The organism is Sphingobium sp. PAMC28499, assembly GCF_004795815.1.
Classification (GTDB): domain Bacteria; phylum Pseudomonadota; class Alphaproteobacteria; order Sphingomonadales; family Sphingomonadaceae; genus Sphingobium; species Sphingobium yanoikuyae.
The window spans coordinates 3,500,950-3,527,942 of record NZ_CP039248.1; the positions used below are offsets into that span (position 1 = coordinate 3,500,950).

Sequence of the window (26,993 nt, forward strand, 5' to 3'; positions counted from 1 at the left end):
CAATAGTATCTCGCTTTCCTGATTGGATTAGCCTGAGCAAATCGCAAACTCCACGATCGAGGCACCGCCATCTGCTTTCAGGTGACATCCTTAAGCATCGTGGACGCGTCAGCTAGTTGCGTCGGATTCAGCACCGCTCCGGACAGCACATGCGCGCGGCCCTGAACATAATCCTTGACCGCATTGACGCAATCGAGCGCGATCAGCTTGCCGTCCTTGAGGTAAAGTACAGAGAAGCTGCGGGTCGCCGGATCGCCGCGCAAAATCGTCTGGTCATGCCCGGTCGACAGTCCGACGGTCTGGAGCTTCAGATCATATTGGTTCGACCAGAACCAGGGCACAGCGTTATAGGCCTCTTCCATGCCCATAATATGGCCTACCGCAGTCTTCGCCTGATCGTTGGCGTTCTGGACCGATTCCAGCCGGATCTGCGCACCACGGGCGAAGCTGTTGGCATGCGCCGCGCAATCGCCCACCGCATAGATGTCGGGCAGGCTGGTGCGGCAATATTCGTCGACATCCACGCCATTGCCGCCGATGGCCCCCGCCGCGATCAGCGGGCCGGTTTCGGGGATGATGCCGATGCCGACGATCACCATGTCGGTTTCGATCCGCTCGCCATCGGCCATCTGCACGGCGGTCGCCTCGCCATCCGTCACCTCGATGCAGTCCATCCGTGCGCCGGTGCGCAGGTCGACGCCATGGGCGCGATGTTCCGCCTCATAAAAGCGCGATAGATCTTCACCCGCCACGCGCGCCAGCACGCGATCAAGCGCTTCGAGCAGCACGACCTTCTTTCCGAATTTGGACAGCACGGCCGCCGCTTCAAGCCCGATATAGCCGCCGCCGATCACAGTCACATGGTTGATCTGGTCGATCTTCGCCATCATCGCGTCGACATTGTCGCGGCGGCGCACGGCATGGACATTGGGCGCTTCGGCGCCATTGCAGGTCAACATGCGGGGAGAGCCGCCCGTGGCCCAGATCAGCTTGCCATAGCCTATTTCCGTGTCGCCTGCGGTCACAAATTTACCGACAGGATCAACGGCCTTCACGCGGCGGCCGAGCAGCATGTCGATCCCGCGCTCTTCCCAGAAGCTCGCCGGGCGGATCAGGATGCGATCAAAGCTCTTGTCGCCCGCGAAATATTCCTTGGACAGCGGAGGACGTTCATAGGGGGGATCCTTTTCGTCGCCGATCATGGCGACCGAGCCTTCGAAACCCAGTTGCCGCAGCGATATGGCCGCTTGCGCACCGGCATGGCCCGCACCCACGATCAGGACGTCATAACTACTCATTCGAAAATCCCATCAAAAATCGGTTCTGGATAGCTGCTGTCCGCGCATTGCTGGCGGACTGCCGACATTGCCATGGCCCACTCAGCCGTTCGATCGGCGATCAGCAGCGGCACCTGCTGTTCGGGCCAGTGACGGAAGGGAAGAACCGTGCCATCCCGGCGCCACAACTCGACCTGATCGAGCCGGACATCGGCTATCAGCCATTGCGGCCGGTTCAGGTCGCCAAATGCGAACACGCCATTGTCCGGCGTGATGCCGTCAGGCGGCCCGTAAATGCCCGCCGAGCCGTGATTCTCGTCCAGCGAGGGCAACCAAGGCGCCTCACCGACCGTCGGCGCCTGAACCACATAGCATTGATTTTCCAACGCCCGGGCCTGCGCACCGATACGCACGCGCCAAAAGCCCTGCATGCTGTCGGTCGCGGAAGGAACAAGGATGATTTGCGCACCCGCCTCTGCCTGCGCACGCGCGATCAGCGGAAATTCGGCATCATAGCAGATGGTTATCCCCACCCGTCCGACCGGTGTATCGATCACATGGATGGCCTCGCCACCCCCTATGCCCCAGGTTTCCCGCTCGAATCGGGTCATGACGATCTTGTCCTGATGACCGGAACTGCCGTCCGGGCAAAAAAGGCGGGCACGGTTGACGATCAATCCCCGATTATCCCGGCATGGGCGGCTGCCGCCCAGGATCGTCACCTCATAGTGAATGGCAAAATGGCGATGTAGTTCGTCGATCCGCTCCCCGACCGCCATGACATGATGCAGCCAGGCCTGCAAATCCGCCGCAGCGTCAGGATCGCCGCCCGCCAATTCCATCGCAGCATATTCTGGGAAAAGCAGGAGTTGCGCACCCTGTTCCGCCGCTTCCCACACCCAGCGGCTGATCTTAATTTCCCAAGCGCCGTAGGTGGGTAGAAGCTCGATCGGATATTGCGCGGCGGCAATACGGAAATCTGTCATTTGGACGCCTATAGCTGCTTCAACCAGAAGCGCATCAGATGTTCGCTCTCTTTAGCTTGCCCGGCTTCCTTCCAGCGCATGTTCATGGTGAAGCGCGGCGCAAGGCGATAGCCGCGCCTGTGCCAGAAGGGGGTGAGGTCGCGTGCGCTTTCCGGTCGCAAGGGATGGTCCGCATCCCTCGACACCGCGCAAAAGACAGCGCTACTCGCACCGGCCTTGCGCGCCGCCGCCTCGCGCTCGTCGAAGAAGCGATGACCCAGGCCGAGCCCGCGAAACTGGGGCAGCAGCACGGACTCGCCGAAATAGAAGAAGCTATCGACATCGACGCCGGCGGCCAGAAAGGGAGATTTGACGGCATCAGACTGAGTCGCCATGGGCGATGCGGTAGCCATGCCCACGGGAATTTCCCCCAGCCGTGCGACCACCAACACGGCCGCCTCGTCGCTCAGAAACTCGGCCAGATAGCCGGCTTCATAATCGACGCTACCATCATAAAGATAGGGCCAGCTGCGAAACACAGTCATGCGCAAGGTTGCGAGCGCGTGCAGCGACATGTCGTCCTTGCAAATGCACTCGACCCGGATCTGCTCGACGAGGTCCGCCTGCATCAACCCGCCTTCACCTGATCCAGCCAATCGGCCAGATTATAATGATTGCTGACCCGCGCGATCAGGCCATCGCGCAGTTCGAAAAAGGCGCCGACGCGCAGAAGGTAACGCTGGCCCGATGCCGGGGGCAGATCGGTATCGGTTTCCAGATATTCCCCTTTCAGCATGAATTCCCCCGCCGCCCGTTGCCCGTCAGCCGAGGTCAGGAACACCGGATCAATGACCTGTTCCCTGTAGCAGCGGTTCATATGGTCGAGAAACTCGGCAAAGGCTGCCTTCCCCCTCCGCACCGCACCCTGCGAGGGTTCATGCACGACATCATGCGTCAATAAATCGAGCATCGCCGCACTGTCGCCGCGATTGAAGGCCGCATAATAACGGACAAGCAGATCATCGTTCATCGTCTTCAATCTTCCGGCGCTATGGTGACCCGAAGACCGTCCATCTCGGCCGTCAGGGGAATCTGGCAGGAGAGACGCGACCGGTCACTGCGATGATCGCTACTGTCGAGCAGGTCGTTTTCATCCTCGCTCATCGCGGGCATCGCCGCGTCCGGCTCGATAAAGACATGGCAGGTCGCGCAGGAACAACATCCGCCGCACAGCGCCAGCAATTCATCCAGGCCGCTGTCGCGGATCGCTTCCATGAGCGACAGGCCGGCTTCTGCTTCGATCGGCCGTTCCGATCCATTCCGGTCGGCAATGATGATCTGGACCATTAGTTCGTCCCTTTCATTAGCCGTTCCGCATGCCAGCGCAAATGATCGGCCATGAAGGAGGAAATGAAATAATAGCTGTGATCGTAGCCGGACTGCATCCGCAGCGTCAGCGGCTGGCCCGCGCTTTTGCAGGCCGCCTCCAGCAATTCGGGACGAAGCTGTTCGGCCAGAAACTGGTCGGCATCGCCTTGATCGACCAGCAGATCAGGCAACCGGGCGCCATCCTCGATCAGCGCGACGGCATCATGTCTGCGCCAAACGGCGCTGTCCTCTCCCAGATAGCCCATCAGCGCCTTCTTTCCCCAGGGCACCTGCGAAGGGGCAACGATCGGAGAGAAAGCCGACACCGCCTTGTACCGATCGGGATGGTTGAGGCCGATGGTCAGAGCGCCGTGGCCACCCATGCTGTGGCCCATGATCGACTGGCGTTCCATATCGGCGGGGAAGTTCGCCGCGATCAATGCGGGCAACTCCTCCGTCACATAGGACCACATGCGATAATGGAGCGCAAAGGGCGCCTCGGTTGCGTCGACATAGAAGCCCGCGCCAAGGCCGAAATCATAGGCTCCGGCCGGATCGTAGGCGACGCCCTCTCCGCGCGGGCTGGTGTCCGGCGCGACGAGGATCAGCCCCAGCTCCGCGCAGGCTGAACGGAACTCGCCCTTTTCCGTCACATTGGCATGGGTGCAGGTAAGTCCGGACAGATACCAGACCACTGGCAGCTTCACGCCTTCCGCATGGGGCGGCACGAAGACGGAGAAGGTCATCTCCGTCCCCGTCACGCTGGAAGCATGTTTATGGACGCCCTGGACCCCGCCATGGCTTTTGTTGGTTGAAACGGTTTCCAGGGCCATCATTCACTCGCTGAAGAAATAGGCGCAGACCTTGTTCCCGGCCGGATCGCGCAGATAGGCGGCATAGGCGCCGGGCAAGTGACCGCGAGGGCCAGCTGCGCCTTCACACGCACCACCCGCCGAAACGCCAGCGGCGTGGAATGCATCGACGTCAGCTTGACTGGAGGTCGCAAAGCCGATGGTCACACCGTTGCCGGATGGCGCTTCACCGTTGCCCGGACGCAGGACCGGAAAGGCCGGCTTGTCCTTGCCATACAGAATGGCGCTGTCACCAAAGGGCCCCAAATTCTTCACGCCCAAAGGCGCCAGTGCGGCGTCGTAAAACGCCGTGGAAACTGGCAGATCGCTTGCGCCGACGCAGGCGTGCGAAAACACGCCATCACCCGAAATCACTGCCATATTTATTCTCCGACTCTATCAAAAATGAATGTCAGAACACAACCACGCTGCGAATGCTCTTGCCGGCGTGCATCAGGTCGAAGGCGGTGTTGATCTCCTCCAGACCCATGACATGGGTGATCATCGGGTCGATCTCGATCTTGCCGGCCATGTACATGTCGACAATCTTGGGCACGTCGGTTCGGCCCTTGGCGCCGCCGAAGGCCGTGCCGCGCCAGTTGCGGCCTGTGACGAGCTGGAAGGGACGCGTCCCGATTTCTTTACCCGCTTCGGCTACGCCGATGATGATCGATGTGCCCCAGCCGCGATGGCAGGCTTCCAGCGCGGTACGCATAACTTCGGTATTGCCGGTCGCATCGAACGTATAGTCGGCGCCGCCGTCGGTCAGTTCCACGACCTTCGCCACCGTCTCTTCCCGGCTCAGCCCCTTTGAATTGAGGAAGTCGGTCATGCCGAACTTGCGGCCCCATTCCTCACGGTCGGGATTGATGTCGACGCCGATGATCTTGTTCGCACCGACAAGGCGCGCGCCCTGGATCACGTTGAGACCGATGCCGCCCAGGCCGAAGATAACGACATTGTCGCCCACCTGCACCTTGGCCGTGTTGATGACCGCGCCCACGCCGGTCGTCACGCCGCAACCGATATAGCAGCTCGACTGGAAGGGCGCGTCCTCGCGGATCTTCGCCACCGCGATCTCCGGCAACACGGTGAAGTTCGAAAAAGTCGAGCAGCCCATATAGTGGAAGATCGGCTGGCCCTTGTAGGAAAAGCGCGTCGTGCCGTCGGGCATCAGACCCTTGCCTTGCGTCGCGCGGATCGCGGTGCACAGGTTGGTCTTGCCGCTGAGGCAGCTTTTGCACTGGCGGCATTCCGGCGTGTAGAGCGGAATCACGTGATCACCCGGCTTGACCGAAGTGACGCCCGCGCCGACCTCACGCACGATGCCCGCGCCTTCATGACCCAGGATCGAGGGGAAGATACCCTCGCTGTCGAAGCCGTCGAGCGTATAGGCATCGGTATGGCAGATGCCGGTCGCCATGATCTCGACCAGCACTTCACCAGCTCGGGGCCCTTCCAGGTCTACCTCGACGATTTCCAGGGGCTTCTTCGCTTCAAAGGCGACGGCGGCGCGGGTCTTCATGTCTCACTCCTGCTCGTGATCAAGGTCGGAAATGAGCTGATGTGGCTCGGCGCAACCGGCAAAATTCTCGCACCACCATGCGAAGATGCTCGTTAGCCAAACCACAGGCCCCTCCGATATTCTTTTCGTGCTCAGGTTCTAGCAATTCGCTCGCGCTGTGATAATATAGTCATTCAGCAAATAATTATTTCCTATTAGGGATAATAAATGTCGAGTTGGGACGGGATCGACGAATTTGTTAGCGTTGCGACGACAGGCTCTTTCACGCGCGGGGCGCAATCGTTAGGCGTCTCGACAACCCATGTCAGCCGATCGATCATGGCGCTGGAGCAACGAGTACAGGCGCAACTGTTCCACCGCACCACACGCACCGTCCGCCTAACCGACACCGGGCGCGTTTTTTTCGAGCGCTGTGAACGGATAGCCCAGGAACGAGACGAAGCCATTGCGCTGATCGGAGACCGAAGCGAGCCCCAAGGCGAGTTACGGGTCACCTGCTCCACAGCCATGGGGGAGCGTTTTATCTCGCCAATCATTCGTCGCTTTGCCATGCGACATTCCAGACTTAATGTGTCCATCGAACTCACCAATCGGGTGACCGATCTGATTGCCGAGGGCTTCGATTTGGCTGTGCGAACAGGCACAATCACTGACTCGCGCCTGATCGCGACGAGAGTTGCCTCACGCACACTTTATACCTGTGCTGCGCCCAGTTACCTTGCCACGACTGGACGACCGACAATGGTGGAGGCGCTGGATCAGCATGAATGTATCGCGGGCTCTGCGGCCACGTGGCATTTCAAGGTGGACGGCCAGGAAGTCATTCACAGGCCCCAGGGGCGGTTCCGCTGCAATAGCGGCCAGGCAGTGATGGAAGCGTGCGTTGCCGGCCTGGGCATCTGCCAGCTACCCGATTTCTACATCCTGCCGTACCTGAAGCATGGCATGGTCGAACTGCTGCTGGAAGACATGCAACCCGACGATGAACCGATCTGGGCGGTCTATCCCCAGCGGCGCCATTTGCTCCCAAAGGTGCAGCAGGTCGTCGATTGCCTGCTGCATGAGTTAGGGCCGGCGATGAACAGGCCACGAAACGAAAGAACCTCAGGATAAGTCTCGACTTCCATTTATCCCACCAGCTACAGCAGTACGATCGGCTGGCGCCCTTCATCCATCTCAGGCAGCAAGATCCACAAGGGGCACGACCGCTCGAGCCACCAAATCATCCAGACCATCGACGATCCACCGGGAATAATGCCGCTCGATCATCACGACGGAGGTGTCGTGCAGCGCGGCCACGAGGCGAATCGGCAGTCCCATGCGGAGGCCCCGAACGATCGAGCTGTGCCGTAATGCATAAGGGATGGTTGCGGCTGGGAGCCCTGCCTCTTTCACAACCTGATTCCAGCTTCGGGTCATTTCCGAGGGCGATTTCCATGGCCCTCGTTCGTAACGCTCCCACTTGACCGCCGAGACCTGCCGGACACGCCAACGTTCCAACAACGGCGCACTCGACGACCGATCCTCCACGATCGGCTTCAGCAGTTCGACGATATCGTCGCCGATCGCCACGCGGATATGCTCGTTGTTCTTCTTATTCCCCTTGTAGGATTGCGGGATCATGAGCCGGTTCCGCTCCAGCAACGCATCCGCGACCTGCATCCGCCGCAACTGGGCGAATCGGGCACCGGTCGCCGCCATGACCGCGACCAGACGCCCCAGATCCTCGTCCATGGCGCAGGCGGCCGCGACGATCCGGCGCACCTCGGCATCGGCCAAAATCTGGTTCTCACGGGCCTTCGACTCGGTCACCGCCGGGGCTTCGAGGGACAAGCCATATTTGATGGTCAGCGGCAGATCGACCGGAAGAACCTTGCGATGCTCTGCCCAGGCCGCATTGAGGGCCGCCTTGAAATCGTTGAGCAGCCGCTGCGTGCTGGTGAACTTCTGTCGGGCCAGTCGCTTCTGCCAGGCGCGCAGATCCGCCTCCGACAAATCCTTGAGTGCCAACCCTGCCATCCGCTTGTCGCCGAGGACATGCTTGTTGAGCTTGTAATGGGCATCCGACCGGACATCCCTTCCCGCCTGTGCCGCGCGCCGCGCGTCGCGTCGCACGACATAGGCCGAGATCGCCGTCCCGACGGTGATGTTGGGGTCAAGCGCTGCCGGCGCACCGCTCGTCTGCCGCTCGACCCATTCGAGCGCTTTTGCCAGCGCCTGCTTCCAGCTGAGGATCGTATCATCGTCAGCGTCACGGACGTCGTCTGGCTCGCCCAACGTGGCGTTCAAATAGGCATTGGGCACATCGGTGCGCCGGAAACGGACCACCCAGCTGACCTTCCGCGCGCCCTTGTAATAGCCGATATGGAAGCCCTCGGAGACGAGCCGCCAATAGGCCTTGGTCTTGACCGGCAGGCGCAGGCGCACGGCCCGATCCTGGATACGAATGTCGGCAACTATGCGAGCCATAAGCGAAAGGGACCATCCGATTTCTTGTCCTTTTGCTATAGCAGGACTGCCTTGGATTCGCAAGGATGCCACAATGCTAAGTATATGAAATTAAATGCATCCCAGAGTGTCCCCAGACGTCTTGGCGGCTCTCTCTCACGGCTGAAACACGGGTTCGATTCCCGTAGGGGTCACCATTTCGGGGATTTTCAGCAGATTTGCGAGAAACTCCGGCAGGTGCGCCCATATCTCGAGGTCAGGCGGTCCATTTAGGTGGTCCATATGAGCACTCGATTGCTCTTCCCCTTAAAGCGCAAAAACTCCTCGCAATATCGGTTCCGCATGGTCGTACCGCCCCATTATCGGGGGCAGGTCGGCAATGCAGAAATCAAGCAGCCACTCTGCACGGACGATCTCGGCGAAGCCCGACGACTGGGCACTGCTCACCAATATGACTGGCTGAAAAAGTTCGAACTGATCAAGCTTGGACTCAAGGCACGGGACACGCTTGCCGGCACGGATGCGATCGATGGCTATCTAGCAGACTGTCCGTCGAGTTGGGCAGTATGGACAAAGCCATTTCTCACGAACGCGATGGGATCGCTCTGGCCGAAACAGACCATCTGAAATGCCCTATGGCGGAGGAATTGGGTCTTCAGTCCGGTGATAGCCATCCTCTGGCGGGCAATCCCTACCCTGCCTATCGCGACCCATCAATGCAGGCGCTCATCCATTCACGGCACAATGTGACGACCGCGATGCGGAAAGGCGCCGTTTCCGGCAAGGGTGTACGAGGATTGGGCCACCAAGCAGCCCGCTTCGGCGCGGAAGCTTTGCGATGAATGGCGCGTTTCGATCCGTCGTTTCGCCAAACTATTCGGCGACATCGATGTCACCGATGTCGACCGGAACATGGTCATCGATTTTCGCGAAGCGATGGCACGGCTGCCAACGCAGTCGAAGAAGCATGTGGCATGCTTGCCGCTGCTGGATCAGATCCGGCCGGGCCCACATGACGCTGGTTGGTTCGGCGCATAAATTTCTGGTCCATCGGATGCTGCAAAAGCTTAAGCGGCATCTCGATGATGCGGACGCGATCTGAGAACCCGAATCGGACTCCCTACTCGCCACGACCGAGATGGGCTGCTGAACCGCCTGTCACGGAACGCATGGCCGACTTTTGCGCCGCGCGAGGTGGGACGTTATTCGGCCTCCTCGACTGTCGACGCATGCTGGAGGGTGAGAGGCGGCAGTTGAATACCCAACGCGTTGAGAGTGCCAGCGCAGTGAACCACGGTGAGCGTAAGCATGGCGTCGCGATGGAATGATTTCGTATAGCTCAGTACCCGCTGCGCCTGCGCCAGCCAGGCCAGCAGCGAAAGCTCGTCACGGCCGAGCCAGCTAGTACCGGGCACATTGACCCGCATGCCAGCGCGGTGCGCCAGATCACGGAGCCGACCAAATTGCGCCTCATAAAGGAACAGGGCTCGATCGTCAGTCTGGTCTCCTCGCAGCATGCGGATGACGCGCTGTTCGATAAACGAACGGCGCTTGAGCGCCATCGCCGTTCGACGCGGCGATCCTCGGGCGATTATTGTCAATGCGACACTCTCCCAATGAGGGTTTTCAGGCCCAATGAGGGTTTTCAGGACATGAAAAACTCTACGGGGACCACCAGTTCGATGCTGTCGCCCTTCACCTCTTCAGGCGGTCTGGGCAGCGGCGAGGCCCGCTTGGGCAGGCTGAGAGCCTCGTCGTCGAGGGAGCGGACGCCCGAGGACCGCTCCAGTCGCACGGAAAGCACCTTGCCCTCGCGGTTCATGACGAAGCGGATATACGGCACGCCCTGCTGGCGCCGGAACGCCGCCTCCCGCGGATAGCGCTTCACCTTGTTGAGCGCGCCCAGCACCAGGCCTTCCCAACTGGGTTTGGCATCGCTGGCCTTCTGCGCGGGCGGTGCCGGCTTGGTTTCCGGCGCCGTGGTCTTCTCGATCGGCGGGCCGGGATCGATGACAGGCTTGGCCGCAACCAGCGTGACTGGGTTCTGGCTTGGGATCTCTATTTCGGGCACCTCGATCCTGGGGCGATCGGGCTGCAGTTGCGCCTTTTCCTTCTGGACCTGTTCGGGGCCGGGGGACACCTGCCGCTGCGGTTCGGGCGGTGCGGCGGGAGCAGCAATGTCGAACACGCTGAGCGCTGGCGTTGGCTTTATTGCAGTGTAGACCTGCCAGGACAAAAACAGGCCAGCGGCTATGACCATGGCGACGCAGCAAACCCCGCCCATTCCGAACAGCCGCGTCTGAAGGCTCATGGGCTGGTCCGCATAGCGACCCGATGCCCCCCATTCTGACGCTGCTGATATCGCCCCCATATCGACGAGGCCCGTCTGGCGGGCAGGATCGTCCGACGCATCATAGGCCAGAGGAGCAACCCGCGCGCTGCTGCGATTGACCGTCATGCTCTCATTTCCTCACCCAACGGGCTCGGTCGCTCGCCCTCGGCAGGCTGATCTCATCATGTTCGACGACCGCCTGATGGCCGGGCCCTACGTCGAACAGGACATAATAGGGGCCTTTGGGCCGCGCGAAGGTCAGCGTGCCATCCTTGCCCAGTTTGCCGGCCAGCAGCCTCCTGTCGGCATGATCAATCACCTCAAGGCGCTCGCCCTGTGCTGTCTCCCCTTCGGCGTAGCCTCCCCGGCACCGGACAGTCGCCGGGTCCAGCAACACGCATTTGAGGATCGGTTCATGCGCCAGTACGGGCGTCGACAAGACGCCGATGATGACGGCCACCCCACAGGCTAGAGATTTTCTCACGGCTGTCATTTCGTGCGCTCCTGATGGGCGAACCAGGTGACGGTCGCAGGCGAGACAGCGGCCATCGGCCACGATGTCTGATGGACCGCGCCGTCCTTGCCCACAACCGTCATCCATAATTCACTCCTGGCGGTGAGATTGGAGGGCAACTGGATCTGTGTCGAACGCTCCCAGCGCGCACCCTCGAACGCGACGCCCGAAGCGCGCATGGCGCGTGGGCGATTGACCTTGAGGGTGACGCGCAGGATCTGGCTGTCGCAGCTTTCGCAAAAGCGCAGGCGATAGGCTTTCATCGGCACATCCATGTCGACCAGTTCCGGGCCATCACGGTCAGTCTCGGCAAAAGTGAAAGTCCAGGGGCCGACCTGACCATGTATCGCATCCTCGCGTTCCAATGGCTTGGTCTCCACCTGTGCGAAGGCAATGGCAAAGGCTGCAGCGGTCGAAGCCAGCAGAAGCCAGCCGATCCAGCGCCGGGATTGGCGGATCGGTTCGTCGTCGATCAGCGCGGTCTTCCTGCGCGGGCTACGGTCCGCGCTGGCCTTGACCGGCGGCTGCCACGGCCATTTCGGCAGGGCGAAGACGAGTGCGACCGCAGCGAGGCCAATCCATCCGGTCCATATGGCAATGCCGACTCCGGCCGTCACAAGCCCGGCGATGCCAAGCGCCAGTGCGCCTGCCAGGAGCGCCCAGCCACCAATTCGCGCGCCCAGGCGCCAATGCGGCGCGGGCACGATGCGCAGCAGATGTTTGGCATGGCGCTCCATGCCCACGGCCAGCGCCACGAAGCCAAGGAAGCTCAGCGCCAGCATGGCGAGATGCACGCCGCTCACGCTGCACTTCCCGCACCGAACAGCCATGCCGCCGCGCTCAGCAATGCCGTGCCGCCCAGCACGACGCCCCAGATCCACCGCAGGCGACGGACATGGAAGGCCCAGATGACGAACCCCGCATAGAGCGCAAAGCTCAACATGGATGCGCTCAGCACCGCTTGCGCCTTGGGAAGCGGCCAGACGAGCGCGAGCAGCACGGTTGCGGCGGAGATCAGCGCGTAACCGCCCAGAAATGCGCCTGCGACCCGCGATGCGACCGCCAGGCGATAGCCAACGGAAACGGACTTGCCCCGGCTCATGCCTGCACCGCCCGCAGCACGGGTTGCCGCGCCGGAACCGTCACTGGGCGCAAGCGCCGCTGCACCTTGCGGGCTGTGAAGGCGAAGGCACCGGCGAGGCCCAGCATGGTGAGATCGAACCCGGCGAATACCCAGTCTCCCTTGCTCAGCGAGACCGGCAGCCCCCGCCCGGTCGTCAGCGCATTCAGCAGCGGCACGCAGGCGAAAGCGGCGCAACTCGCCCACAGCAGTTCGATCCATGCCCGACGCAGTGGACGGCCCAGCGCGTAGAACAGCGTGCCCAGCCATAGCGCGAACAGACTGTGATATTCCCAGGCCGCACGGTCCATCATGTCGACCGGAAGCAGTCGGTTGGCCCAGAAGAAGCCCGCTACAGCCAGCGGCAGGCCCGCAATCGTGGCGACGTTAAGGCTCTCGACCAGACGCACGCCGAACGGCTCCTGATGCCCGCGGTCTTCGTTCAGATGAAAGCGGCGCCGCTTGACCGACCACAGCACCAGTCCCGTACCGACCATCGCGCAGCCAAGCAGGCCAGACGCAAAATAGGCCCAGCGCCCCCAGAGATCGGCGTAGAGGCCTTCATGCAGGTTGAATAGCACGCTCTGTGTCACGCCCGGCGCGCCGCTGGAGGCCGGCTCATCGGGCAGGCGCTGGCCGGTGTCGGCGTTGAACCGCATGGTTGCCGCATCATTGCGCCCAAGGCCCATCGGGACGTGGGTGATTTCCACTGCCGACACCTCGCCTTCCATCCGCTCGACGGTGATCCAGGCGATCTGGTCCATGCCCCACGCCTTGCCGGCCTGTGCGATCATGGGCGCGAGCGGTGCTGCCGGGCGGCCTATCGGCGCATGCTTATGCTCGCCGCCTTCGTACAGTTCATCATAATAGGCCCCGCTCGTTTCCGGGTCGGTGCCGTAGATCACGTCCTTGCCGGCGGGCATGTAGGCGAAGAGAAAGAAGACCAGCCCGCTATAGGTGATCATCAGGAAGAAGGGCAGCGCCATCACGCTGACCACATTATGCGCGTCCAGCCAGGAACGCTGGCCCTTGCCGGGGCGGAAGGTGAAGAAGTCCTTGAAGATCTTCTTGTGGGTGATGACCCCGCTGACGATCGCCAGCAGCATCAGCATCGTGGCTATGCCAACGATCCGGATCGCCCAGTCATAGGGCAGGTAATGCAGTGCATAGTGCATGCGGTAGAGGCCAACGCCGCCCGCCGTCTCTCGCGGTTCGGGATCGGGCGGCAGGACGGCGCCGCTGGCCGGGTCAAGGCGCTCATTGCTGCTAGCGCCATAGTCATGCGTCCCGCTCGGCATTTCCTCCCAGCGGATGGAGAAATTCTGCCAGTCGCGGTCCCCCTGTTGCCGGTAGGGGAAGATGATCTGCCAACTCGCGGCGACCGGTGCGACTGTGGTCAATCGTTCGATGGCCCGGTCGGCCAGGATCGTGCGATCGACCTCGGCGGGCGCCACCGTGACCACCCGCTCGGGCTGCATCCAGCGGCTAATCTCCTGCTGGAAATAGCCCGCCGTGCCGGTCACGAAGACGAAGAACAGCAGCCAGCCTGCCACCAATCCAACCCAGGTGTGCAGCCAGGCCATCGACTGGCGGAATGCGTCTTTCATGCGATTGCTTTTCAATACCGTTTGGAGAGCGTCTGTCAGTTAGACGTTTGACCGCTGTGGATTTTCACATTTTCTCTCGCAACATGACCCGGCCCATGCCCGCGCGTGGCTTGCCTGACCGAGCAAAGCGGCCTTTGGAGCGGGGCGTTCGCCGCCATATCCCGCGCGAAACCTTCGACTGGGAATGTCGGAGGTTTCGCGCGGGTCATCGGCTCAGTAGGTTCCGCGCAGCGTCACCATGAAGTTGCGGGGATTGCCATAAGTCGCCGCGCTGCTGGTGGAGACGCGGTACGTCTTGTTTGCCAGATTATCGAGGTAGACACCCAGCGTCAGATGCCGGTTGATCTCGTAATCGGCACTGGCGCCGATCACGGCATAGCCCTTGCGCAAGTCCGAGTTGCCGAACACGCGGACGCCGGCACCAAGGCGCAGCCCCTCCAGCGCATCAGGAAGCTGATAGGTGCTCCACACCCGCGCCGAATGCTTGGGTGCCCAGAGCAGGATCGGGCCGCCTTCGTCGTCTTCCTTGTTCTTGGTCACGTTGAACGTGTATCCGGCGGAAACCTGCCAGCTCTGCGTCAGCGCGCCTTTCAGTTCGGCGTCGAACCCCTTGCTGGTCTGAAGCTTCGCCACGCGCTGCATATAGGTGGTGCCATAGCCGGGGATGACGACCTGCCCCTGCGTTTCATCATTCACGTAGACGTTGTTCTTCTCGATGTAGAACACCGAAAAGGCCGCCTGCAATGCACCTCCGTTGAGGTCACCCTTGACGCCGCCCTCGAAGTTGCGGCCGGTGGTCGGCTTGTCCGAAAAGCTGATCTGGGTGGCATCCTCGTGCCACTGGCCGATCGGCACGATGTTCTGCATCGGCTCGAAGATTTCGGAGTAGCTGGCATAGGTCGTCCAGTCGGGCGAGACCTCATAGGTGACGGCCGCGTAAGGCACGAACTTGCCGATCGTCTGGCCCCGGAAATTCTCGTTGCGGCTGTAGCGCCCACCGATAATCACCTTGACCGGATCGGCGATATGCATGCCCAGCGTGCCCCAGAAGCCGTAACGGCTCGTGACCCAGCCGTCTTCGCCATAGACGCTGCCCCATTCACCATAGCCGCTCCAGGTCGATATTTCGGCCGCAGTCGGCTTGGTGTAGCGATAATAGGTCAGGTAATCGTCAACCGTCACGCCGGCGATACTGCCAATCGGGTTGGTCGAATTGGCGTCGCTGCGCGACCAGTTCGCGCCGACGGCAACGTCGTGCTGCCGGCCGAACAGGGTAAACTTGCCCTTCAAATTGGCGTCCGCCATCGTCTGGTTGGAATAGCCGTGCGACATCCAGCGCATGAAGAAGCCGCTGGGGACTGCCGCATCGGAATTGATGCCGATGCCATAATAGCCATAAAGCTCGTCGGAATCGACTTCGCTGCGGGTGAGGTTGACGGTCAGGTTCCAGTCGGGGCTGAAATCGTGGCTGGCCTTGGCGAAATATTGCAGGGTCTGCGCCTTGTCATAGGACCATTCGGGCATCCAGGAATCCCGCTTCGACAGGATCGGCAGATTCTCCGGCGTGCCGAGACTGCCCGAACGCCATGCCAATGTGCGTTCATATTTCTGCGTATTCAGATCGTCATAGCTCAGGCCCGCCGACAGCGTTGTATGCGCGCCTGCGTCCCATTCAATGATGCCATAGCCGAACTTGTCCTTGGTATAGGCGCCGGTGAAATAGGAATCCGCGTCCTGCCAGCCCGCCACCACGCGCGCCCGCAATGTGCCCGAAGCATTGAGCGGCCCGCCCACGTCAAGCTCTGCGCGGTAATTGTCCCAGCTTCCCGCATAGGCTGCGAACTTGATCTGGCGCTTGGTCGTCGGGCGCTTGCGCACAAGGTTGACCGTGCCGCTGGCATCCCCGTTTCCCGAATAGAGCCCATCCGCACCGCGCATCACCTCGACATGGTCATAGGCGAGCAGATTGGGCAGGCCGACGCCGTTGATGATCGATTGCAGGCCGTCATGCATGCGCATGGGGCTGCCGCCGTCTATCGTCAGGTTCTGCATCAGAAAGCCGCGCGAATAGAATACGGGGGTACGGGCATTATAGGAGGCCACGTAGATGCCCGTCACCTGATCGAGCGCGGCGGTCACGGTGGTGATATCCTTGTCCTCGATCTCCTGCGCGGTCAGCACCGTGACGCTGCGGGGGATGTCGCGCAGCCGCTGCGCCGACTTGCCGCCGACCTGTGCATATTGCCCGGCAAGGGACTTCGTCCCCTCGGTCATCGTCAGGGCAAGGTCCGCGCCATCGGTGCCGTTGGCCGTCATGGTTGCAGTTGCGCCCTCGACCCTCACCGGTCCCAGCTGGACCGCCCCCTCAGCAGACCTGGGCGCTCTTTCGAGCGTATAGGAGCGCGCGCCACTCTGCCGGAAGGTGAGGCCTGTTCCGACCAGCAGGCGCGATAGCGCCTCGGCCGGGCCATAGCTGCCCTGAAGGCCCGGACTGGCGATGCCGTTCGTCAGGTCTGCATCATAGATGATTTCGATATCGGCCGCCTCGCCAAGGCGGTTGAGTGCAACGGCCAGCGGCCCGGCGGGCACATTATAGCTGCGCTCCTGGGCATAGGCGCTCGTTGGCATGACGATCCCGGCGCCCAGCGCGGTCGTCGCGAGCAACGTCGCCGGAATGACAGTGCGAAATCCCGCCACAGCAGCCTTGCCGGCCTCTACAATCTTCACGTGTTAACCCCCAAAATTCAGGCATCTTATATGAATGGCAATTCGCTAATGCGAAGCGCCTTCAAGAACATGACGTCTCAAATCTCGAAGTGAGAACCGGGGAGCCGAATTTTTTTGTGGGTTCAGCCGTGAATGAAAATCACCCGGTCGGTGAGACGGATGGAGGCCAACTTCAAGGATGCCTGGAGTGTGTCGAGCGCGGCGACGGGATTGTCGGTGCGGAAAATCCCGCTGACGCGCCGGTTGCCCAGATCGGTGCCGATGATGCCGATATATCCCGGATGATAGCGATTGAGCTCCGCCACCACGGCTCGCAGCGGCTGGTCCACGAAGACAAGCCGTTTGCGGGTCCAGGCGGAGACCGCATTTGCATCGACAGTGCGAACGGAACCAACGCCGTTCCTGTCATATCTGACGGACTGGCCTTCCTTCAAGATCGCGATGGAGCCCCCGGCGCCCGGCGCTGCCACGCGAACGCTGTGCAGGGTAACGGTAACCCGCGTCCTGTCGGCATGACGATCGACGATGAACCGCGTGCCCAGCGCCGTGGCCGATCCGCCTTTCGCTTCGACCGAGAATGGGCGCCGGGGATCGCGCGCCACCGAAAAGGCGGCTTCGCCTTTCAGCACATGCACGATCCGGCGATCCGGCTGGTAATCGATGGATATGGCGCTGTCGGTATTGAGCTGGACCTGCGATCCATCGGCAAGGGTCATGGTGCGCTGTTCGCCCGTCGCCGTCATCGCATCGGACCGCAGCGCCGTCGGCCAGTCCCCGATCGCGCCCGCGACAAGAAGGGCGACGCTGGCCGCGACGGCGGGCGCAATCCATTTTCTTTTGCCTTCCGGTCGGCCGACCGGCGGATAGCCTGGCATTGGCGGCTCGCTAAGCCTGCGCTGCGTCACTTCCGAACGAATGGCCGGATGCCCCATGAAGCGCCACGCCGCACGGGCCATTTCAAAGGCCGGTGGGTGACGCGGATCGCTGCCCAGCCATTGTTCCAGGGCCGCAATGCCATCATCGCTCAGGCCGGCATCCTGTTCGATCGCCCAGCGCGTCGCGGCATCCTCGATCGGATCCGGGGCATCCTCGTCAGCGCCCATAATGCATTCCGATCGCTTCTCCCGTCTCAACCATGGAAATTTCACACTCTCCATAATCATTGACGTTCGAAAGCGGCATCCGGACACTCCGCAAGCCAACAAATCGCCTCATTCGCTTTCCCCTAATCGGGTCATGCAATGTCGCAAGGCCTGCTGGAGATGTCGGACGACCATGCTGCGGGAAATCCCGATCCGATGCGCAATGTCGTCCAGAGTAAGTTCGTCAAATTTGCGCAGGATGAAGATTTCTCTGGTTCGCGCGGGGAGTTCGTCGATCGCGGCCATCGTCACGGCCAGACGCTGGCGATCGGACAGTTCGGTATCGGCTCCAACCATGTCGGCCGGGACTTCCTCGGGGAGCGTATCGGCGGCGTGGAACAGGGCAGCATATCTGCCGTCCGCCCTGATGCGATCCTTCGCCAGATTGGCTGCCAGCCTGAACAGATAGGCCCGCTTGTTCAGGATTGGCGGATCATCCTCAATACGCTGCACCTTGAACCAGAGGCTTTGCGTGACGTCTTCCGCTGCCGGCCGATCGCGCAATATGCTTTCGACAAGTCGCAGGAGCGACGTGCGCTCTTGCAGGAGCAGGCGCGTAAGGGCGGCGGCGTTGTTGAGCATCGCTATCTGCCGACGCATTACGTGCATTGATAATCGTTCGCAACAACTCATGTGCCGCTTGTTCATGACTGCTAACGGGGCGGTGTGTTCAGCACCTGAGCGTCAGGGACAGCCGCATACCGGCCGTCCAGGCATGACCAAATTCCACGTTCTACGAATTTCTTGCTATCCTGTTCGATAGCCCATAGTTCCCAGCCCGTCCCCTACCGGGGGACAAGATCGCGTTGGTGCTTCGAAAGAGGCTTAAAAGGGAACGCGGTGGAGAGGTACTGCCCCTGAAGCCGAGGCTGTCCCTGCAACTGTAAGCGGATAGCGCGATGCATATCTCGGCAGGCCAAGGATGCCTGTCGCAGCCACTGGGCCGGACGCTAACTCCTGCGAGGCCTGGGAAGGCCGTGCATCGTGCGATGACCCGTGAGCCAGGAGACCTGCCAGCGTCCGGTCGCTCTTGCCTTGGTCCAGGGGATGGCCGCGGCACGGTGTACTCCGTCTGAGCGACGAACTTGCGGCCAGGCCGCAACGGTGGGTTCCGCCGGTCGCTCGTTTGCGCCCGGTCTCCACCGCTGCGCCCGTGCGAGGGGACGTCCTCCTGCGCGGGAACCTGTCTGTTCGACTGGAAAACGCAACGGGGGTTACACATGAATACACGATCGCTTCTTTCCGGCCTAATCCGTTCCGGCGCATCATGTTGCGCACTGGCGGCGAGTGTCACCGCAACGCATGCTCAGGAGACCGCCGAGCCCGCGCCCGATGGCACGGAAAATATCGTCGTCACGGCGCGCAAGGCCGGCGTCCTGCAACTTGGCCAGCAGGCCGATGCCTCCAGCCGCCTTGGCCTGACGCCGATGCAGACGCCCGCGAGCGTCGATGTCATCACCAAGGAGATGATCCGCAGTCTTGGTGACCGCACGGTCGTTGCGGCGGCGGCGCGCGCGCCGGGCCTGATCAACAACTCCTCGGCATTCGGCTATTCCCTGAGTTCACGCGGGTTCACCGGCTACACCTCGGTGATGCAGCTCTATGACGGCATGCGGGTCTATACGACGACCACGCAGACCTTCCCCGCTGATCCCTGGATGGCCGAGCGCATCGAGGTGCTGCGCGGCGCTGCTTCCGTACTGTACGGCGAAGGCGGCATCGGCGGCGCGATCAACGTTGTGCGCAAGAAGCCCAACACCGAAGAGTTCGAAGGTGAACTACGCCTCAGCGGCGGCTCTTTCGATACATATGCAGCGGCCGGCGGGATCGGCGGGCCGATCGGGGACAAGCTCTCCTACCGCGTGGATCTCAGCTACAACCGGTCGGACGGCTGGATGGAGCGCGGACGCTCCCGTAGTCTCGCCCTGTCGGCCGCGCTGCGCTACCAGGCCAGTGACGATCTGGTGCTGACCCTGACGCATGATCGCGCCGATCTAGATCCGACGATCTGGTACGGCACGCCGCTGCGTGATGGCAAGCTGGTCCGCGATATCCGCAAGAAGAACTACAATATCGCCGACCGCTCGTTGCGCTTCGACGACGCCTGGACCCAAGCCAAGGCGGAATGGACGCCGGCGGACGGCGTGGCGATCACCAACGTCGCCTACTATCTCACCGGTTTCAAGCACTGGCGCAATGCGGAGGGCTATGCCTGGTCCGGCGATCAGATCCGCCGGTCGAGCTATCTGGAAATCTTCTACAAGACCAAGCAGTGGGGCGACCGCTTCAACGCTGTGTTCGACCACACATTGCTGGGCATGAACCACCGCCTAAGCCTGGGCGGAGAGTATAACAGCGGATCGCTGCTGCGTACCGACAGTTCGCCCAATTCCCGCTCCGATCTGGTGGATCCCTACGACTACGCGCCCGGCACGTTTCTGGATGGCGCCTTCGGCACCCGGTACAAGTATAAGACAGATGTGCAGCAATGGGCGCTGTTTGGCGAAAGCCGCCTCTCGCTGACGGATCGACTGTCGCTGGTGACGGGCCTGCGCTACGATCGCCCGAAGACCGAGCGCCACGATGCGCTCGATCCGACCGCCGACTACACCGCGCGCTATCCCAGCACCAGTTGGCGCGCGGGACTGGTCTATAATCCCACGGACACGATCTCGCTTTACGCGCAATATTCGGCGGCAGCGGACCCGGTGACGGCGTTCCTCACCGCTACGCTGGCACAGACCAGCTTCGATGTATCGACCGGGCGGCAATGGGAAGCGGGCGCCAAGGCGACCTTCCTGGACGGCCGCGGCGAGTTCACCCTGTCGGGCTATCGCATCGTCAAGACGAAGATCCTGACGCGCTCCGCCAATGATCCCACGGTGTCTGTGCAGGTCGGCCAGCAATCGTCCTACGGCGTCGAGGCATCGTTCGGACTGGCCGTGACCAAGTCCTTCAGCATCCTGGCCAACGGCACGATCCTGAACGCGCAATATGACGACTTCGACGAACTTGTCGGCACGGAGCTTGTCAGCCGCAGCGGCAACATGCCGATCGGCGTTGCCGAAAAGGCAGCCAATCTGTGGCTTTCTTGGCGGCCGGTGCAACCGCTGCACCTCGACACCGGCCTGCGCCATGTCGGCAAGCGCTATTCGGATGCCGCCAATACCCGTCGCATTCCGGCCTATACGCTCGTCGACGCCTCGGCGCGCTACGACCTTGGAGAGAAGACGAGCGTGACGCTCAACCTGCGCAATGTCTTCGACCGGATCTACGTCCAGAACAGCTATTCCACCTCGCAGTGGGTGCTGGGTGAGCCGCGCAGCGTCGCGGTGACGTTCGAACAGCGGTTCTGATCGTGCCGGCGAGGCAGGAGCCGGGCTGGCGCGCCATCGCGCCGCGCGTGCTGGCATCGACCATCGGTGCCTATGGTCTGTGCTATGCATGGATCTGCGCGGCGGTACGCCTGCTGCCGATGGATGCGGTTGACGCCAACATCCTTGCTACCTGCCTCGCCTTCATGCTGTTCGTGACGGTGATTCTTCGCGCCTTTGCGGTGCGCAGCGTCACGCGGATCTGGGGCGAACTGCTGGTGGGCACGGCCCTCCCCTTCGCTCTGATACTGGGGGTCGCCAGATGAAGGATAGCCTGCGCCAGTCCATGGGCTGGTTCCATACATGGTGTGGGCTGCTGTTCGGCTGGGTTCTGTTCGGCGTCCTGCTGACCGGATCGCTGGCGGTATTCTATACGGAGATCAACCTCTGGACGACGCCCGAACTGCGCTCTCCGGTGGCTATCGACCGGGGACGAGCCGTAGCGATGGGACGGGATTATCTCACCCGCATCGCTCCGGATGCCCGGCAATGGCGTATCGTCATCCCCACTGCACGCGAACCGGTGCTGCGGCTGGTGTGGACCGACGGCGCGGGCAAGGCCACCACCCATCGCCTGAACCCGCAGACCGGCGCCCGCATCCCGCGCGACATGGACGCCGGGTTCTTCTTCATGCGCTATCACTACACGCTGGGGATCGATCGCAAGTCCAGTCCCATCGGCTTCCTGATCGTGGGCGCGGCGGGCCTTGCGATGCTGGCCGCATCGATCAGCGGCGTCATCATTCACAAGCGCATATTCCGCGATTTCTTCACCTTCCGCCCCTGGGCCTCGCGCCAGCGGGCGTGGATGGATGCGCACAACCTTCTCTCGGTGCTGCCGCTGCAGTTCCACATGATGATGGCCTATACCGGCCTCGTCCTGATCTATTACGCCTATATTCCCGCCGGCGTCGCGACGCTGAACGGCGGCGACGTCAAAGCCTATCAGGCCGCGGCTGCGCAATCGCGCTACATCGACGTGGATACACCCGCCGGATCGCCGCGGGCCACGGTTGCGCTGATGCCGATGGTCGCACGCGCCGAGCGCGCATGGGGTGGCGGAGCGGCCGTCAACATCTATGTGAGCCATCCCGATCGTGCCAATGCCACGGTCGAGATCTGGCGACAGCGCGACGATCGTATCGCCAGTTTCCCTGATCGCGTGGACTTCGCGGGCGCCGACGGCCGGTTGCTGCGCGTTCTGGTGAAGCGCTCCCCGGCTCGCGAAACCCAGGCCTTCCTTGCCGGACTGCACTTCATAGAATGGGGCGAAATCGCTGCCCGCTGGCTCTATTTCCTGACCGGCCTCGCCAGCACCGCGATGGTTGGGGCTGGCCTTGTCCTCTTTACCGAAAAGCGGGCGCGCCGGGGCGGATCGGCATTTCACGCCATGGCAGGCCGGATCACCATCGCCGCTGTGGCTGGAAACATCATCGCCTGTGCGGCGTACCTGCACGGTGAGCAGTTGCTGCCTCCCGGCATCGAAGGTCGCCGCACTCTGGCCGCCAGCATCTACTTTTCAGCCTGGCGGCTGAGCCTCATCCATGCCGGTGTACGGCCCTGGGCCAGCGCGTGGGCAGAGCAGTTGCGTGCGGCGGCGTTGCTCTGCCTGACTATTCCCGTGAGCACGGCTCTGGCGGGAATGCCGCTGACGTCAACGCTGGCTCATGGCGATGGGATACGCTCAGGCGCAGACCTGACGGCGCTGGCGATGGGCATCATCTTGTGGATCGCAGCAGGCAGCATCGCTCGCAGGTCGTCCGGCGGCGCTGCGCAGTGATCATGAGCATGGCCCTATCCCTGATCCTTGCGGTGGCCGGCTTCGATGCCATCCGGCGCGGCACATCCCGAAGGCACATCGTCTATCGAGCCGCCTGGCGCGCGGGCGGAGCCGCATTGCTGGTTCTGGCGATCCTTCCCGTCGCGCAACTGGCCACGACCAACCTGATCGCTTCGCTGCTCTGGTTCTTCTGTATCCTGCCGTTGGCCGGGCTCATTGTCGTTTTTGGAAAACCCATTCGCCAGTCATCTGGGCGTCCCGATTTTGACTGAACGCGATTGCCCTCTCGATGTCATGACCTGCATATCGATCCTGAAGCAAAGGCTGACTATCACTGCCTCGGTCGTGACGCACAATTGGTTCAACCGTCTCTAGATGATACGGGTCGGTCCGGCGCATAAATTGATTGTCCATCGGATGCGGCAAACCGTTTCCTGCGCCATTGCAGGCGTCGAGATTATTGCTGGCCCACTCACCACACTCGCCGTGGCGAGCGACACGGAGATCGACCGCACGGAAACCTTGCCTTGTTCGAGGCCCTTTGAATTCAGCACTTCTAACTCCCTCCATTCGACATTCGGGATGGAGGCACACCTGCTATTGAGAATACCTTGCAATTCATACGTTCGCATGCGGTCAAACGAGAGGTCGAATTTCAGAAAAATAATTTCAGGCGAAAATCACGATCAGACTACGGGACAATTGCACGGATCGCAGGCCGAGAGATTTCTGAAGCCGGGATATGGCTGCAACCGGATCGTCGATGCGAAATACGCCACAGACGTGCAGGGATGATGCGTCGCCCACTATAGTCATGTAGCCGGGATGATAGCGGCCGATCTCGGCCACGCCCTGACATAGCGGCGCATCCTTGAATACGAGCACGCCGTCCGTCCAGGCGGTGGCCGCTTCCGTATTGATGGAACGAGGAGCATCGATACGGCCATCGGCGCCATAGCGGATGGACTGGCCTTCCCGCAGAATGAGGCTGGCCCCCTTGTCCTCTCCGCTGACGAGCATCACGCTGTGCTCTGTCACGGTAACCTCAGTGTCGGCGCCCGTCTGGCGGACCGAGAATTGCGTGCCCAGCGCCATCGTTTCACCGATTGCTGCCTGGACGGTGAAGGGGCGGGAACGATCGGGCGCAACCGTGAACAGCGCCTCGCCTTTCAACAACCGGATTCGGCGATCCGTCGAGCGGATCTCGATCGTGACCGCACTAGGGCGGATCGACATTCGGGATTCCCAAAGCGGATGATCGCTGATTCATAGGACGCCGTGTTGATGCGCGGAGTGGATGATGGCGGCGAAGCGGTACGAGTTGAACGAGGTGCAATGGGAGAGGATTGCGCCGTTGCTACTGGGCAAAGCGACCGATCCGGGGCGGTCGGGAACGGATAACCGCCTGTTCGTGAACGGATGTTTGTGGGTGCTGCGGTCAGGAGCGCATTGGTGCGATCTGCCGGAGCGCTATGGCAAGCGGAAGACGCTGCATCGCCGCTTCAGCCGTTGGTGCCATGCGGGTGCCTGGTAACGGGTGTTCGACGCACTGACGGCCGACCGGGACAACCAGTATTTGATGATCGACAGCGCCATCGTTCGCACGCACCAGCAGGCGGCGACCGGAAAAGGGGGGCGTGCGATCAGGCGCTGGGGCGTTCCCGAGGCGGACTGACCACCAAGATACACATGCTTGCGGACCCGCTCGGCCGGCCGCTGCGCTTCATCATCACGCCCGGCCAGACTGGCGACGTTACTCAGGCGCCGGCCCTGCTGCACGGACAGGAAGCCGTCGTCGTGCTCGCCGACAAAGCTTATGACAGTAATGCTTTACGGACAATCATCGCGAAAATGGGCGCCGAAGCGCTCATACCTTCAAACCGCTGCCGTAAGGTCGCCATCCCGCATGACGCGCTGATCTACAAACACCGCAATCGTATCGAACGATGTCTCGGCAGGCTCAAACACTTCCGCCGCTTCGCAACACGCTACGATCGCCGCACCATCCACTTCGCCAGCTTCACAAACCTCGCCGCCGCCATGATCTGGTTACGCTGAATGTCGATCCGCGCTAGCCGAAAAACAAACTGCGGTCCGGGACCGGATTGCACATCGATCGAAAAACTGATGGTCCATGACCATCCAAAATCGCCCATCAGGAATCAATTATACTGTTATCAAATTTCAACTATCCTAAACTTTCAGCGTCCACGGGGTCACCAGAAAATCTCTCGACATCCCTATTTATAACGCCGCTCATCGGGTGCTTCCCCTATGGCGTGCCATCTTGATCCTAGATAGGCTTAATCCCGGACAATCGGGGGGATCGGATCATGGGCGCCTTGCGCGATTACGCTGTTCGCTTTGCCACCATTCTGCCATTGACGCTGCTGCTCCCCCACCCCGCCCTTGCCCAGGGCGATCGCGCCACATCGCCGCCCGAATTTGCCCGCCGCGCCGACAATCTGAAGCCGGGCCAATGGGTCTGGGCGCCACAGGTATCGCCGACCGGGCCGCTGCTCGTCTATGTCGATCTCTCGCGCCAGATCGCGACCGTCTATCGCAATGGCGTGCGCATCGCCGTGTCCACCATCTCCTCGGGCAAGGAAGGCCATGCAACGCCCACCGGCGTCTTCACCATCCTGCAAAAGGACAAGGACCATCGGTCCAGCACCTATAATAACGCGCCCATGCCCTATCAGCAGCGCCTGACCTGGGACGGCGTCGCGCTCCATGCCGGCGGCCTGCCGGGCTATCCCGAAAGCCATGGCTGCATCCACCTGCCCTATAAATTCTCGCAGGAACTCTTCGCCATCACCAGCCTGGGTGCGACCGTGGTGGTTCAGGGCAATGCCGCCACCCATATGCGCACCAGCCAGGCAAGCCTGTTGTCGCCGATCAACGACAAGGGCGAGCAGGTCGAATATCGCCCGCTCAAGGATGAGGAATATCGCTGGCAGCCTGAACTGGCGACCAGCGGCCCCCTGACCATCATCGTCTCGAAGAAGGAGCAGCGGATCGTCGTGCTGCGCAACGGCACGGAAATCGGCCGCAGCGTCGCCGAGATTAAGGAGGGCGATCCCGGCTCCCATGTCATCACCCTCACCATGGGGAAGGATGGGAAGACCCACTGGCTCTATGTCGGCCTGCCGGGCCATGAAAATGATGTCGAGAATGTCGTGGACGAAGCGGTGCTGAACCGGGTGCGCCTGCCGCGCGGATTCTACGACAAGATCCGTAGCCAGTTGAAGCCGGGCACCACCATCCTCGTCACCGACTCCAGCGTCGGCGCCTCGACCGGCGAGAAACTCACGATCATGGACGCGGTCGCGCCCCAGCCCTAACCGTTCGATCACCAAGCATCGCCACGGCGGAGCCCTCTATGCTTGCGGGCGCCCATCCCCATGCGCACAAGCTGTCGGAAAGAGCAGCATGCCATAGGAAAGGATGAGGATAATGCCCCGCTTCACCGCCGAAACCGCCATTGCCGCGCTGGAGATCGAGCAACTGGTGATCGACTGGGGCTATGATCTGGACCTCAACGGCGGCATGAACGTGGCGCCGCTCTGCACCGACGATTGCCATTATCTGGTCGGCGGCACGCTCCATCAGGGCCATGGCCCCATCACCGCCTTCTACACCGCCCGCAACGAACGGGTCGCCACCCAGCAAAAGGATGGCGTCCGCACCCAGCGGCACACCATCACCAATATGCGCATTCAATTCCCGGCCGCCGACCATGGCAGCGCGCAGTTCATGCTGGTCAATTATTCGGGTGAGGGCAAGGCGCCGATCCTGAACCTGGTCGGCCCGACCATCGTCGCCGATTGCCGCATGGAATTCCGCCGGGATGCGGACGGCGAATGGCGCATCTCGCTGTTCGACAGCACGCCGATGTTCATCGGCAATGATCCGTTCCTCAACGCCGCCGTCGTCCGGAAATAGGGAACTTCGCTGCCCGGC

General features: G+C 61.8%; 28 protein-coding genes, 1 pseudogene and 1 riboswitch. Of the genes and pseudogenes, 10 read left to right on the top strand and 19 right to left on the bottom strand.

Annotated elements, in window-relative coordinates; translation table 11 throughout:
* Positions 1 to 77: 77 nt before the first annotated feature.
* The 8 genes from E5554_RS16720 to E5554_RS16755 are packed head-to-tail and all read right to left on the bottom strand — an operon-like array spanning position 78 to position 5,986.
* A complete protein-coding gene (locus E5554_RS16720; protein WP_017501556.1) occupies positions 78 to 1,298 on the bottom strand; it encodes an FAD/NAD(P)-binding oxidoreductase in 1,221 nt (406 codons plus the stop codon).
* Positions 1,295 to 2,263, bottom strand: a complete 969-nt coding sequence (locus E5554_RS16725) for a carbon-nitrogen hydrolase family protein (protein ID WP_048938627.1) — start codon at positions 2,261 to 2,263, stop codon at positions 1,295 to 1,297. The genes E5554_RS16720 and E5554_RS16725 overlap by 4 nt, the downstream gene beginning before the upstream one ends.
* Before the next feature lie 8 nt (positions 2,264 to 2,271).
* Positions 2,272 to 2,874 carry a GNAT family N-acetyltransferase gene (locus E5554_RS16730; RefSeq protein ID WP_080993651.1) on the bottom strand — a complete coding sequence of 201 codons (603 nt, stop codon included), beginning with the start codon at positions 2,872 to 2,874 and terminating at the stop codon, positions 2,272 to 2,274.
* Positions 2,871 to 3,272, bottom strand: a complete 402-nt coding sequence (locus E5554_RS16735) for a ketosteroid isomerase-related protein (RefSeq protein ID WP_048938652.1) — start codon at positions 3,270 to 3,272, stop codon at positions 2,871 to 2,873. Before E5554_RS16735 ends, E5554_RS16730 begins: the two co-directional genes overlap by 4 nt.
* A 5-nt stretch (positions 3,273 to 3,277) precedes the next feature.
* A complete protein-coding gene (locus tag E5554_RS16740) occupies positions 3,278 to 3,589 on the bottom strand; it encodes a 2Fe-2S iron-sulfur cluster-binding protein (RefSeq protein WP_048938626.1) in 312 nt (103 codons plus the stop codon).
* Positions 3,589 to 4,437: an S-formylglutathione hydrolase gene (gene fghA / locus E5554_RS16745; protein WP_026109246.1), complete on the bottom strand. Its 849-nt coding sequence runs from the start codon at positions 4,435 to 4,437 to the stop codon at positions 3,589 to 3,591. The genes E5554_RS16740 and fghA overlap by 1 nt, the downstream gene beginning before the upstream one ends.
* A gap of 9 nt (positions 4,438 to 4,446) precedes the next feature.
* A complete protein-coding gene (locus tag E5554_RS16750; RefSeq protein ID WP_199909717.1) occupies positions 4,447 to 4,848 on the bottom strand; it encodes a VOC family protein in 402 nt (133 codons plus the stop codon).
* Between the two features lie 25 nt (positions 4,849 to 4,873).
* Entirely contained in the window at positions 4,874 to 5,986 is a 1,113-nt protein-coding gene (locus tag E5554_RS16755) for an S-(hydroxymethyl)glutathione dehydrogenase/class III alcohol dehydrogenase (RefSeq protein WP_017501549.1), read from the bottom strand.
* A gap of 207 nt (positions 5,987 to 6,193) precedes the next feature.
* Between E5554_RS16755 and E5554_RS16760 the strand changes: the two genes are divergently transcribed.
* Positions 6,194 to 7,099 carry a LysR family transcriptional regulator gene (locus tag E5554_RS16760; protein WP_017501548.1) on the top strand — a complete coding sequence of 302 codons (906 nt, stop codon included), beginning with the start codon at positions 6,194 to 6,196 and terminating at the stop codon, positions 7,097 to 7,099.
* 63 nt (positions 7,100 to 7,162) lie between these two features.
* Here the strand turns inward: E5554_RS16760 and E5554_RS16765 are convergent, their stop codons facing one another.
* Complete coding sequence (locus E5554_RS16765) at positions 7,163 to 8,413, bottom strand: tyrosine-type recombinase/integrase (RefSeq protein ID WP_157228513.1); 1,251 nt, start codon at positions 8,411 to 8,413, stop codon at positions 7,163 to 7,165.
* A gap of 303 nt (positions 8,414 to 8,716) precedes the next feature.
* On the opposite strand from E5554_RS16765, the gene E5554_RS16770 reads away from it, so the two are divergent.
* On the top strand, positions 8,717 to 9,061 hold the full coding sequence (locus tag E5554_RS16770) for a DUF6538 domain-containing protein (RefSeq protein WP_136187478.1): 345 nt from the start codon (positions 8,717 to 8,719) through the stop codon (positions 9,059 to 9,061).
* 159 nt (positions 9,062 to 9,220) lie between these two features.
* Complete coding sequence (locus tag E5554_RS16775) at positions 9,221 to 9,472, top strand: hypothetical protein (protein ID WP_136187479.1); 252 nt, start codon at positions 9,221 to 9,223, stop codon at positions 9,470 to 9,472.
* Positions 9,473 to 9,636: 164 nt separating this feature from the next.
* Here the strand turns inward: E5554_RS16775 and E5554_RS16780 are convergent, their stop codons facing one another.
* The 9 genes from E5554_RS16780 to E5554_RS16820 form a co-directional block, all read right to left on the bottom strand.
* Positions 9,637 to 9,996 (bottom strand): hypothetical protein, encoded by a 360-nt coding sequence (locus tag E5554_RS16780; RefSeq protein ID WP_136187480.1) that lies wholly within the window; start codon positions 9,994 to 9,996, stop codon positions 9,637 to 9,639.
* A gap of 83 nt (positions 9,997 to 10,079) precedes the next feature.
* A complete protein-coding gene (locus tag E5554_RS16785; RefSeq protein WP_136187481.1) occupies positions 10,080 to 10,892 on the bottom strand; it encodes an energy transducer TonB in 813 nt (270 codons plus the stop codon).
* Between the two features lie 4 nt (positions 10,893 to 10,896).
* The gene (locus tag E5554_RS16790) at positions 10,897 to 11,259 is read right to left on the bottom strand and encodes a hypothetical protein (protein ID WP_136187482.1); all 363 of its coding nucleotides are present in this window, start codon (positions 11,257 to 11,259) and stop codon (positions 10,897 to 10,899) included.
* Positions 11,256 to 12,083 (bottom strand): DUF3325 domain-containing protein, encoded by an 828-nt coding sequence (locus E5554_RS16795; protein ID WP_136187483.1) that lies wholly within the window; start codon positions 12,081 to 12,083, stop codon positions 11,256 to 11,258. The genes E5554_RS16790 and E5554_RS16795 overlap by 4 nt, the downstream gene beginning before the upstream one ends.
* Positions 12,080 to 12,382 carry an iron transporter gene (locus E5554_RS16800; protein ID WP_136187484.1) on the bottom strand — a complete coding sequence of 101 codons (303 nt, stop codon included), beginning with the start codon at positions 12,380 to 12,382 and terminating at the stop codon, positions 12,080 to 12,082. The genes E5554_RS16795 and E5554_RS16800 overlap by 4 nt, the downstream gene beginning before the upstream one ends.
* On the bottom strand, positions 12,379 to 14,007 hold the full coding sequence (locus tag E5554_RS16805) for a PepSY-associated TM helix domain-containing protein (RefSeq protein ID WP_136187485.1): 1,629 nt from the start codon (positions 14,005 to 14,007) through the stop codon (positions 12,379 to 12,381). The genes E5554_RS16800 and E5554_RS16805 overlap by 4 nt, the downstream gene beginning before the upstream one ends.
* 213 nt (positions 14,008 to 14,220) lie before the next feature.
* A complete protein-coding gene (locus E5554_RS16810; RefSeq protein WP_136187486.1) occupies positions 14,221 to 16,734 on the bottom strand; it encodes a TonB-dependent receptor in 2,514 nt (837 codons plus the stop codon).
* 122 nt (positions 16,735 to 16,856) lie between these two features.
* Positions 16,857 to 17,924, bottom strand: a complete 1,068-nt coding sequence (locus tag E5554_RS16815; protein WP_136187487.1) for a FecR family protein — start codon at positions 17,922 to 17,924, stop codon at positions 16,857 to 16,859.
* 21 nt (positions 17,925 to 17,945) lie between these two features.
* A complete protein-coding gene (locus tag E5554_RS16820; protein ID WP_348769736.1) occupies positions 17,946 to 18,524 on the bottom strand; it encodes an RNA polymerase sigma factor in 579 nt (192 codons plus the stop codon).
* A gap of 142 nt (positions 18,525 to 18,666) precedes the next feature.
* Positions 18,667 to 18,909, top strand: a riboswitch (cobalamin riboswitch).
* 187 nt (positions 18,910 to 19,096) lie between these two features.
* On the opposite strand from E5554_RS16820, the gene E5554_RS16825 reads away from it, so the two are divergent.
* Genes E5554_RS16825 through E5554_RS16840 form a run of 4 tightly spaced genes read left to right on the top strand, consistent with a single transcriptional unit; the run spans position 19,097 to position 23,302 of the window.
* Entirely contained in the window at positions 19,097 to 21,232 is a 2,136-nt protein-coding gene (locus E5554_RS16825) for a TonB-dependent receptor (protein WP_136187489.1), read from the top strand.
* Between the two features lie 2 nt (positions 21,233 to 21,234).
* Positions 21,235 to 21,516, top strand: coding sequence for a hypothetical protein (locus E5554_RS16830; protein WP_081261050.1), 282 nt, complete (start codon positions 21,235 to 21,237; stop codon positions 21,514 to 21,516).
* Positions 21,513 to 23,030, top strand: coding sequence for a PepSY-associated TM helix domain-containing protein (locus E5554_RS16835; protein WP_136187491.1), 1,518 nt, complete (start codon positions 21,513 to 21,515; stop codon positions 23,028 to 23,030). Before E5554_RS16830 ends, E5554_RS16835 begins: the two co-directional genes overlap by 4 nt.
* Before the next feature lie 8 nt (positions 23,031 to 23,038).
* Positions 23,039 to 23,302 carry a hypothetical protein gene (locus E5554_RS16840; RefSeq protein ID WP_136187492.1) on the top strand — a complete coding sequence of 88 codons (264 nt, stop codon included), beginning with the start codon at positions 23,039 to 23,041 and terminating at the stop codon, positions 23,300 to 23,302.
* A 397-nt stretch (positions 23,303 to 23,699) separates the two neighbouring features.
* Here the strand turns inward: E5554_RS16840 and E5554_RS16845 are convergent, their stop codons facing one another.
* Positions 23,700 to 24,266, bottom strand: a complete 567-nt coding sequence (locus tag E5554_RS16845; RefSeq protein WP_136187493.1) for a FecR domain-containing protein — start codon at positions 24,264 to 24,266, stop codon at positions 23,700 to 23,702.
* 64 nt (positions 24,267 to 24,330) lie between these two features.
* Here E5554_RS16845 and E5554_RS16850 point away from each other — a divergent pair.
* The 3 genes and pseudogenes from E5554_RS16850 (at position 24,331) to E5554_RS16860 (ending at position 26,975) form a co-directional block, all read left to right on the top strand.
* Positions 24,331 to 25,088, top strand: a pseudogene (locus E5554_RS16850) (IS5 family transposase).
* A gap of 275 nt (positions 25,089 to 25,363) precedes the next feature.
* Positions 25,364 to 26,374, top strand: coding sequence for a L,D-transpeptidase (locus E5554_RS16855; protein ID WP_136187494.1), 1,011 nt, complete (start codon positions 25,364 to 25,366; stop codon positions 26,372 to 26,374).
* A gap of 112 nt (positions 26,375 to 26,486) precedes the next feature.
* Complete coding sequence (locus E5554_RS16860; RefSeq protein ID WP_017502601.1) at positions 26,487 to 26,975, top strand: nuclear transport factor 2 family protein; 489 nt, start codon at positions 26,487 to 26,489, stop codon at positions 26,973 to 26,975.
* The last annotated feature ends 18 nt before the right edge of the window (positions 26,976 to 26,993 follow it).

What these genes read in the sequence shown, in the direction of transcription:
- E5554_RS16720 (WP_017501556.1), bottom strand. Translation starts at nt 1,298, where the DNA reads ATGAGTAGTTATGACGTCCTGATCGTGGGTGCGGGCCATGCCGGTGCG.
- E5554_RS16725 (WP_048938627.1), bottom strand. Translation starts at nt 2,263, where the DNA reads ATGACAGATTTCCGTATTGCCGCCGCGCAATATCCGATCGAGCTTCTA.
- E5554_RS16735 (WP_048938652.1), bottom strand. Translation starts at nt 3,272, where the DNA reads ATGAACGATGATCTGCTTGTCCGTTATTATGCGGCCTTCAATCGCGGC.
- E5554_RS16740 (WP_048938626.1), bottom strand. Translation starts at nt 3,589, where the DNA reads ATGGTCCAGATCATCATTGCCGACCGGAATGGATCGGAACGGCCGATC.
- E5554_RS16755 (WP_017501549.1), bottom strand. Translation starts at nt 5,986, where the DNA reads ATGAAGACCCGCGCCGCCGTCGCCTTTGAAGCGAAGAAGCCCCTGGAA.
- E5554_RS16760 (WP_017501548.1), top strand. Translation starts at nt 6,194, where the DNA reads ATGTCGAGTTGGGACGGGATCGACGAATTTGTTAGCGTTGCGACGACA.
- E5554_RS16770 (WP_136187478.1), top strand. Translation starts at nt 8,717, where the DNA reads ATGAGCACTCGATTGCTCTTCCCCTTAAAGCGCAAAAACTCCTCGCAA.
- E5554_RS16780 (WP_136187480.1), bottom strand. Translation starts at nt 9,996, where the DNA reads ATGGCGCTCAAGCGCCGTTCGTTTATCGAACAGCGCGTCATCCGCATG.
- E5554_RS16785 (WP_136187481.1), bottom strand. Translation starts at nt 10,892, where the DNA reads ATGACGGTCAATCGCAGCAGCGCGCGGGTTGCTCCTCTGGCCTATGAT.
- E5554_RS16790 (WP_136187482.1), bottom strand. Translation starts at nt 11,259, where the DNA reads ATGACAGCCGTGAGAAAATCTCTAGCCTGTGGGGTGGCCGTCATCATC.
- E5554_RS16800 (WP_136187484.1), bottom strand. Translation starts at nt 12,382, where the DNA reads ATGAGCCGGGGCAAGTCCGTTTCCGTTGGCTATCGCCTGGCGGTCGCA.
- E5554_RS16805 (WP_136187485.1), bottom strand. Translation starts at nt 14,007, where the DNA reads ATGAAAGACGCATTCCGCCAGTCGATGGCCTGGCTGCACACCTGGGTT.
- E5554_RS16820 (WP_348769736.1), bottom strand. Translation starts at nt 18,524, where the DNA reads ATGAACAAGCGGCACATGAGTTGTTGCGAACGATTATCAATGCACGTA.
- E5554_RS16825 (WP_136187489.1), top strand. Translation starts at nt 19,097, where the DNA reads ATGAATACACGATCGCTTCTTTCCGGCCTAATCCGTTCCGGCGCATCA.
- E5554_RS16835 (WP_136187491.1), top strand. Translation starts at nt 21,513, where the DNA reads ATGAAGGATAGCCTGCGCCAGTCCATGGGCTGGTTCCATACATGGTGT.
- E5554_RS16840 (WP_136187492.1), top strand. Translation starts at nt 23,039, where the DNA reads ATGGCCCTATCCCTGATCCTTGCGGTGGCCGGCTTCGATGCCATCCGG.
- E5554_RS16845 (WP_136187493.1), bottom strand. Translation starts at nt 24,266, where the DNA reads ATGTCGATCCGCCCTAGTGCGGTCACGATCGAGATCCGCTCGACGGAT.
- E5554_RS16855 (WP_136187494.1), top strand. Translation starts at nt 25,364, where the DNA reads ATGGGCGCCTTGCGCGATTACGCTGTTCGCTTTGCCACCATTCTGCCA.
- E5554_RS16860 (WP_017502601.1), top strand. Translation starts at nt 26,487, where the DNA reads ATGCCCCGCTTCACCGCCGAAACCGCCATTGCCGCGCTGGAGATCGAG.